The following is a 7,937-nucleotide window of genomic DNA, read 5'->3' on the forward strand; positions in this document are numbered from 1 at the left end:
CATGGCCTCGATGACGGGCAGGCGGACGCGCTGGTAGTCCTCGTCGCCGAGGAAGCCCCGCAGCATCGATTCTGCGAGCAGCCGGCCCGAGGGCAGCCCGGGGCCCGCACCGTCCGCGAGCACCGCCGCCGCGAGCGCGCCGCCCAGCACCCCGGCCAGCGGCAGCGCCCCGCGCTCCTTGTGGGCCAGCAGCAGGCCCCGTACGGCCCCTCCGTACACGGCGGCGGCATGGACCGGCGGCAGCCCCGCCGGGCCCGGGGAGGGCCGCACGGGACCCGCCGCGGCCCCGCCCAGCGCGTCCCGGCACCCCGGGCAGACCAGCACGCGTGCCGCCCCGCACCCCGCGCAGTCCACCGGCAGCACCAGCCCCGCGAGCTCCTGCCACCACTCCCGCATGAACCCAGCCTGACGGCCCGGACCGGGGCCCGCCACCCCTGTGGAAAACCCCGGCGGGCCGGAGGACCCTCCCCGGATCAGGCTCCCCGGATCAGGCGCCCCGGATCAGCCCGGGTAGACCGGCGCCTTGCCGCCCGCGACCGTACGCCACTGCGCGCCCGGCGGCAGCCAGACGATGCCGTCGTCGTCCGAGTACGCCATCACCGGCTTCGGCTTCGCCTCGTCCTCCGTGGCCGCCACCGTCACCGCCGACAGCCCCGTCGCCCCCGGCAGGCTCGCCGCGACCATGGAGCCGTCCGCCAGCATGTAGCGGGCCTGCTGCACCCCGCGGTTCTCCCGGCCCACCACCAGCAGCCGGCCGCGCGGCGCCCAGCTCATCGCCGCCACGTCCACCATCTGCGGGGCCGCCTTGCGCAGCTCCCGCACCGACACCGCCGAGATGTCGGCCTTGCCGTCGGGCCGCTCCACGCGCCCCACGTACAGGGTCTTGCGGCCCGCTGTCTGCTCCACCAGCAGCGCGATCCGCGCCCCGTCGGCGGACATCTTGAGCGAGACGATCCGCCCGTCCAGGCCCGCCACCTGCACCTTCTCGGGAGCCCCGGTGCCGCCCGGCACCCGCCACAGGCCCGGGTGCTGCGCGTCGCTGTCCGCGACCCACACGTCCCCCGCCCCGTCCCAGCTGGGCGCGGTCAGGGTCTCCGCCTTGCCGCCCTTGCCCAGCGGCACCGGCTGCGGCATCGGACCGCCGCCGCCCAGCGAGACCACGTACAGCCCGTGCCCGTCCTCCGACACCACGGCCGCGCGCCGCTCGTCGTACGACACGGCCGCCGAGCTCACCTTGAAGGGAGGCAGCCCCGCCAGCTGGCCCGGCACCGGCTCCGCCTTGGGCTGCTGGTCCTCGCCGCCCGCGTCCAGCCGGATGCGGACCAGCCGCTTCTCGTCGTCGACGAAGTACTGGAACTCGGGGATCTTGGGCCGGTTGGCGATGGCGTCCGCGCTCACCGCCGTCACCGAGCACAGCGAGGACGACTTGGCGTCGGAGCGCAGCAGTTCGACCTGGTCCAGCCGGGAGCCGGTCAGTTCCTTGACCGTGTAGAGCAGCTGCGTGGCCATCTTCTTGCACTGCGGCTGCGCGACGTTGGCCGCCTTGTCGTTCAGCGGCACGCGCAGGGTGTTCTGCCCGTCGTACGAGAGGGACTTGGTGCCCGCGCGCAGCTCCGTACCGGTCGGGAAGCTGGACTCCACCACCGGCGCGAGCCAGCGCGAGGGACCGGCCAGCAGGGACTGGACGGCCTGGGTGGTCGGGTCCATCCGCGAGTCGGGATCGGTGCGCTGGCGTACGTAGACCGGGTCGGCGACGAGCATGCCGCCCGCGAAGTAGTACTTGTTCACCGGCATGTAGATGCGCTGGAAGTCCGACTCGCTGAGCACCAGACCGCTCGGTGGGGTCGAGATCCGCCACTGCTTGTCCTCGTTCTGGACCAGCTGCAGGATCTCCTCGTAGCTCCCGGCGCCGGTCTCCGGCTGGTAGGCGCTGCGCTCGTCGACGGTGCCCAGCTTCTTGCCGCTGACCTTCCAGCGCGGCGGCCCCTCGGGATCCTTCTCGCCCCGCGTCGGGACCCGGTCCAGGCCGGAGGAGAGCACGGTGACGGCCGAGCCGGGCTTCCAGCTCTTCGCGGCGCCCTCGGTGAGGTACTTGCGGGCCGTCTCCAGCTGCGGGTCGTCGCTGGTCATGGCCTCCAGGAAGCCGTCGACGATCTCGGCCGGACTGGCCTTGTCCGCCGGCGGTACGCCGAACACACGCACCGCCGAGTCCACGCCCTGCGAAGCCTGCACCGGGCGGATCTCCCCGCTGGAGGGCATCGAGGCGCAGCCGGCCAGCAGCAGGCCGGCCGTACCGCAGGCGCAGGCCCGTACGGTCCGCAGGCGCCGCCCCCCGGCCCGTGCGCTCCCCGCTCGCGCGTCCACGGGCTCAGCGTCCATCGGCTCGGTCCTCCTGTCGGTCCTGATCGGCGGGACGGGCCACGACCCGGGCCCCGGAGCCCGGCAGCGCCGTCGGGTCGGCGGGCACCGGAACGGCTCCGGCCACCGGCGAGCGCGGCGGTATCGGCGAGCGGTCCCCGCCCTCGGCGGCCGCCCGCCCGGCACCCGCCGTACGGCCCGCGGCCTCGGCGGCGGCCTTGGCCCGGTGGGCCCGCGAGTCCTCCGGCTCCAGCGGGATCGGGGAGCCGCGCAGGGGCTCGTCGGCCGTGCGCGGCAGCGTCAGCCGGAACTGCGAGCCGCCGCCGGGCTCGCCCCACGCCTGGAGCCAGCCGCCGTGCAGCCGCGCGTCCTCGACGGCGATGGACAGCCCGAGGCCGGTCCCGCCGGTGGTGCGCGCCCGCGCCGGGTCGGCCCGCCAGAAGCGGTTGAAGACGCGGGTGGCCTCGCCGGGCTTGAGGCCGACGCCGTAGTCCCGTACGGCGATGGCGACGGCCCCGCCCGCGGACGCGAGCCGGACCACCACGTCACGGCCCTCGCCGTGCTCCACCGCGTTGACCACCAGGTTGCGCAGCACGCGCTCGACGCGCCGCGAGTCGGCCTCCGCGATCACCGGCTGGGTGTCTCCGAGGACCCGGATCCGGGTGCCCTTGTGCTCGGCCAGCGGCTCCGCCCCGTCGATGACCCGGCGCACGACGTCCCGCAGGTCGATCGGCTCGGCCTCCAGGGCCGCCGCGCCCGCGTCGAAGCGGCTGATCTCCAGCAGGTCCGCGAGCAGCGACTCGAAGCGGTCGAGCTGCCCCGCGAGCAGTTCCGCGGAGCGCGCGGTGACCGGGTCGAAGTCGACCCGGGCGTCGTGGATGACATCGGCCGCCATCCGTACCGTCGTCAGCGGGGTCCGCAACTCGTGGCTGACGTCCGAGACGAAGCGGCGCTGCATCCGGGACAGCTCCTCCAGCTGCTGGATCTTGTTCTGGAGGTTCTGGGCCATCTTGTTGAACGCCTCGCCCAGCCGCGCGATGTCGTCCTCGCCGGTGACCTTCATCCGCTCCTGGAGCCTGCCCGCCGACAGCCGCTCCGCGATCCCGGCGGCCATCCGCACGGGGCTCACGACCTGCCGTACGACCAGCCAGGCGATCCCGGAGAGCAGGACCACGACGAACAGGCCGGCGGTGGCGATGGTGCTCTTGACCAGGTTGAGGGACTCCTCCTCCTGGGTCAGCGGGAAGAGGTAGTACAGGTCGTACGGGTCGCCGTTGATGTCGGTGAGCCGCTTGCCCACCACCAGCGCCGACTCGGGCCGCTTCTGCTCGGCGCCGCTCGTGTAGCGGATCTCCGAGAAGGTCTTGAAGGTGCCGGTCGCGTGGTTGACGGCCTGGCGCAGCCGCAGCGGGACACTGGCCGTCGGATCCACGTTCCCCGAGGCACGGGCACCGCGGACGCCCTGGGCGCCCGGCTGGGTCTGCTCCCCGGTGCCGGCGCCGAGCGCGGCCACCTCGAAGGCGGTCTGGCCGCCGCTCGCCAGCTGCTTGACCAGCGAGTTCATCCACGTACTGGCATCACGGCCGACCTTGCTGTCGGCGGCGTCGGGCCCGTCCGCGGTGGCCGGGGTGTTCGCCTTCTCCTGGGCCACGGCGAACCCGCCCGCGGCCTGGCTCTGCGCGGCCTCCTCCTTCGCGTCGAGGAGGCCCTTGCTGACCTGCGCGATGACGACGAAGCCCAGCGCGAGCACCACGGACAGCGATATCAGCAGTGTCGCGGCCACCACCCGGAGCTGGATGTTGCGCCGCCACAGGCGGACCGCGGGCAGCAGCGGCCGCCGTACGAGACGCACGATCAGCCGCAGCACCCGGCCCGCGGGCGCACCGCCGCGCAGCAGGCGGCCGGCGCGCAGGTTCCACCGGCGGGAACCGCCCCGGCTCCCGCCGGACTCACCGGACTGCACGTCAGCTGGGTCCGGCCTTGTAGCCGACACCACGCACCGTCACGACGATCTCGGGGCGCTCCGGGTCCTTCTCGACCTTGGAGCGCAGCCGCTGCACATGCACGTTGACCAGGCGGGTGTCCGCCGCGTGCCGGTAGCCCCAGACCTGCTCCAGCAGCACCTCGCGGGTGAACACCTGCCAGGGCTTGCGCGCGAGCGCGACCAGCAGGTCGAACTCCAGCGGGGTCAGGGCGATCGAGGCGCCGTCGCGCTTGACCGAGTGCCCGGCGACGTCGATGACCAGGTCACCGATGGCCAGCTGCTCGGGCGCGGGCTCCTCCGACCGGCGCAGGCGGGCCCGGATACGGGCCACCAGCTCCTTCGGCTTGAACGGCTTGACGATGTAGTCGTCGGCCCCGGACTCCAGGCCCACGACCACGTCCACCGTGTCGCTCTTGGCGGTCAGCATGACGATCGGCACGCCGGACTCGGCCCGGATCAGCCTGCACACCTCTATGCCGTCCCGTCCGGGCAGCATGAGGTCGAGGAGCACCAGATCGGGCTTCGCCTCCCGGAAGGCAGCCAGTGCCTTGTCACCGTCCGCTACGAACGACGGCTCAAAACCTTCTCCACGCAGCACAATGCCGAGCATCTCGGCCAGCGCGGTGTCGTCGTCGACGACAAGGACTCGTCCCTTCATGGTTGACATCATCCCATTAGCCAATCGTTACCCGTCGGTGAGCTGCCCCACAGCCAGAAAGGCTGGAAATCGCCCCTCGGACCTGCGTGGAGATCAGCCCCACCAGTCTGCCTCGGATCCGGGGGACAATCGAAGGCACGGGCGGCCGCGGATCCGGGGGACGGCTGGTCCGTACGGGTCCCTCACATGGCACGATGGCAGCGACCGGCGCCCCCGCCGCAGCAGGTGCACCTGAAGGAGCGACGATGAACGACTCTCCGGGCTGGGCTACGCCCGGACCCCCGTCCGACGAGAACCGCCGCGGCGATGCCCCCGCGGCCACCCCGGACGAGGCGTCGGCGGACCCCAACCGGCCCGCAGGGCCTGCGGAACCGAGCGAGGACGCGCAGCCGACCCAGTCGCCGACGGAACGCACCCAGGGCCCGGCGAAGCCGTCCGAGTCGGCGCAGCCGACCGAAGACGCCCGGCCCGCCGAGTCGGCGCAGGACCCCGCGCAGGCGGCGCAGCCCACCCCGGCCGCACAGCCCGCCGAGTCGGCGCAGGCTGCAAGGCCCGCCGAGGGCTCCCAGCCGACGGAGTCGGGTGAGCCCGGCCAGGCGGCGCAGCCGGCGCAGGCCGCACAGCCCGCCGAGGCGGCGCAGCCGGCTCAGGCCGCAAGGCCCGCCGAAGGCGCCCAGGCGGCGCAGCCCGCCGCGCCCGCGCGGGACGCGCAGCCGACGCAGTCGGGCGAGCCCGCGGAGCCCGGCCAGGGCACGCAGGCGGCGCAGCCGGCCGAGGGGGCCCAGCGGGCTCGGGCCGCCAGTCAGTGGGCGCAGCCCGGCGAGCCCGGCCAGGGCGCGCAGCCCGGCGCGGGAGCGCAGGCGGCGGGTGGCGGGCCGAAGTGGTCCGCCGAGCAGCCTCCGCCCGGCCAGTGGTCCAACCCCGGCACGACGCCGCAGGCACCCGCATCCACACCCACACCCACCCCGGCCCAGGCCCCTGCCCAGGGCGGCGGCTGGGGCCGGCAGACCGGCGGAGCCCCGTACGCGGGCCAGTACGGCTACCCCGGCGGCCCCGGCCAGTGGGGCCACCTGCCCCCCGCCGCCAAGCCCGGCGTCATCCCGCTGCGCCCCCTCGGCCTCGGCGAGATCCTCGACGGCTCGGTCGCCACCATGCGTACGCACTGGCGTTCCGTCATCCCCATCACCCTGGTCGTCGCCACCGTCCTCCAGGTGATCACCGTCCTGATGCAGAAGTTCCTGCTCGACGACGTCGTCTTCACCCCCACCGAGAACATGACCCCGGAAGAGGCCCTGAACAGCCTCGGCGACACCGTGGGCAGCACCCTCGCCGTCTCGGGGATCACGCAGTTCCTCCAGGCGCTCGGCACCCTCGTCGTCACCGCCATGCTCACCATGATCTTCAGCCGCGCCGTACTCGGCCGGCACTCCTCGGTCTCCGAGGCATGGCGCGACGCCCGCCCCCAGCTGCTCCGCCTCATCGGCCTCACCCTGCTGATGGCCCTCGGCGCCCTCGTCCTCGGCGCCGTCCTCATCGCCCCCGGCGCCCTCGCCGGCAGCGTCGGCCTCGTCATCCTCGGCGTCTTCCTCTGGCTGCCGCTGATCATCTGGCTCGGCATCAAGTTCGCCCTGGCCTCGCCCGCCCTGATGCTGGAGAAGAGCCCCGTCATCAAGGCGTTCGCCCGCTCCTCGAAGCTCGTCCAGGGCGCCTGGTGGCGCATCTTCGGCATCACGCTCCTCACCAGCCTCATCGCCTTCTTCGTGGCGATGGTGATCGTGACCCCGTTCCAGCTCCTCGGGCATTTCGCCTTCGGCGGCGGGTTCGACACCCTCGCGGACCCCGGCGCCCAGACCGCCTGGGGCTCGCTGATCTTCTCCGGCATCGGCCTGATCATCGCCCAGACGATCATCATGCCGATCCAGTCCGGCGTGACCGTCCTCCTCTACGTCGACCAGCGCATCCGGCGCGAGGGCCTCGACCTCGAACTCGCCCGGGCCGCCGGCATCGAGAACTACGGCACGACCGGAGGCTGACGGTGAGCACGGGGGGCCTCATCGCCCGCGCCACGGCCCTCCTGCCCGGCGCGGAGACACCACCGGTCACGACACCGCGCGAACCCGCCCGCGAGGCGGCCGAACGCGAACTGTCCAAGCCGATGTACCACGAGAACGACCCGAGCCTCATCGACCGCGCCCTGCGCGCGTTCTTCGACTGGCTCGACGACCTGTTCGGCGCCGCCGCCGGGGCGACCCCCGGCGGCGCGGTCGGCCTGCTCGCCGTCGTCCTCGTGATCGCCCTCTCCGCCACCGCCCTGTGGTGGCGCCTGGGCGCCCCCCGCCGCACCGCCACCACCGCCCCCGCCCTCTTCCCCGACGGCATCCGCAGCGCCGCCGACCACCGCACGGCCGCCGAGGCCCACGCCGCCGCCGGCCGCTGGAACGAAGCCGTCCAGGAACGCATGCGCGCCATCGTCCGCTCCCTGGAGGAGCGCACCCTCCTCGACCCCCGCCCGGGCCGCACCGCCGACGAGGCCGCCACCGAAGCCGCCCAGTCCCTCCCGTCCCAAGCCCAGGCCCTCCACGCAGCGGCCCGCACCTTCGACGACATCACGTACGGCGGCCGCCCCGCGGCCCCCACCACGTACGCCACTTTCCGCACCCTGGACGACTCCTTGTCCCACACCAGGCCGTCCCTCCCCACCCCCACCCCATGACCCCCACCCCGGACCCCGCGGCCGGCTCCGACACGCCCGATACGGACGCCCCCCACCCGCATCCCGCACCCGAACCCGACGCGGCCGAACCAAGCACCCCCCACCCGGATCCGGCCGACGGGTCCGACCCGGCCGGGGTCGGATGTGTGTCGGGGCGCTCCCCGCAGGGCGCCGAACGCACCACCGCCGCACCCACCGACCCCGAGCCCCGTTCGGCGCCCGAG

5 protein-coding genes and 2 pseudogenes are annotated in these 7,937 nt (G+C 74.1%); 3 read left to right on the forward strand and 4 right to left on the reverse strand.

All coding sequences use genetic code 11. From position 1 onward, the window contains the following. From ABZ873_RS33440 to mtrA, 4 genes and pseudogenes are all read right to left on the reverse strand, one after another. Positions 1 to 396 (reverse strand): annotated as a pseudogene (locus tag ABZ873_RS33440) (hypothetical protein); the annotation flags it as partial. 105 nt (positions 397 to 501) lie between these two features. After that, positions 502 to 2,379 carry an LpqB family beta-propeller domain-containing protein gene (locus tag ABZ873_RS33445; RefSeq protein ID WP_360880394.1) on the reverse strand — a complete coding sequence of 626 codons (1,878 nt, stop codon included), beginning with the start codon at positions 2,377 to 2,379 and terminating at the stop codon, positions 502 to 504. After that, positions 2,369 to 4,225 (reverse strand): MtrAB system histidine kinase MtrB, encoded by a 1,857-nt coding sequence (gene mtrB, locus ABZ873_RS33450; RefSeq protein WP_360880403.1) that lies wholly within the window; start codon positions 4,223 to 4,225, stop codon positions 2,369 to 2,371. The genes ABZ873_RS33445 and mtrB overlap by 11 nt, the downstream gene beginning before the upstream one ends. A 97-nt stretch (positions 4,226 to 4,322) precedes the next feature. Beyond that, a complete protein-coding gene (gene mtrA / locus ABZ873_RS33455; RefSeq protein ID WP_189747360.1) occupies positions 4,323 to 5,012 on the reverse strand; it encodes a two-component system response regulator MtrA in 690 nt (229 codons plus the stop codon). 233 nt (positions 5,013 to 5,245) lie between these two features. On the opposite strand from mtrA, the gene ABZ873_RS33460 reads away from it, so the two are divergent. The 3 genes and pseudogenes from ABZ873_RS33460 to ABZ873_RS33470 all read left to right on the forward strand — a co-directional run. After that, positions 5,246 to 7,033, forward strand: coding sequence for a glycerophosphoryl diester phosphodiesterase membrane domain-containing protein (locus ABZ873_RS33460; protein ID WP_360880397.1), 1,788 nt, complete (start codon positions 5,246 to 5,248; stop codon positions 7,031 to 7,033). A 2-nt stretch (positions 7,034 to 7,035) separates the two neighbouring features. Further along, positions 7,036 to 7,713, forward strand: a complete 678-nt coding sequence (locus ABZ873_RS33465; RefSeq protein ID WP_360880400.1) for a DUF4129 domain-containing protein — start codon at positions 7,036 to 7,038, stop codon at positions 7,711 to 7,713. Continuing rightward, positions 7,710 to 7,937, forward strand: a pseudogene (locus ABZ873_RS33470) (hypothetical protein); the annotation flags it as partial. The gene ABZ873_RS33465 and the pseudogene ABZ873_RS33470, both read left to right, overlap by 4 nt.

The organism is Streptomyces sp. NPDC047014, from assembly GCF_040644195.1.
Lineage (GTDB): Bacteria > Actinomycetota > Actinomycetes > Streptomycetales > Streptomycetaceae > Streptomyces.

Coding starts and splice junctions, on each gene's coding strand:
- ABZ873_RS33445 (WP_360880394.1), bottom strand. CDS start 2,379: ATGGACGCTGAGCCCGTGGACGCGCGAGCGGGGAGCGCACGGGCCGGG.
- mtrA (WP_189747360.1), bottom strand. CDS start 5,012: ATGATGTCAACCATGAAGGGACGAGTCCTTGTCGTCGACGACGACACC.
- ABZ873_RS33460 (WP_360880397.1), top strand. CDS start 5,246: ATGAACGACTCTCCGGGCTGGGCTACGCCCGGACCCCCGTCCGACGAG.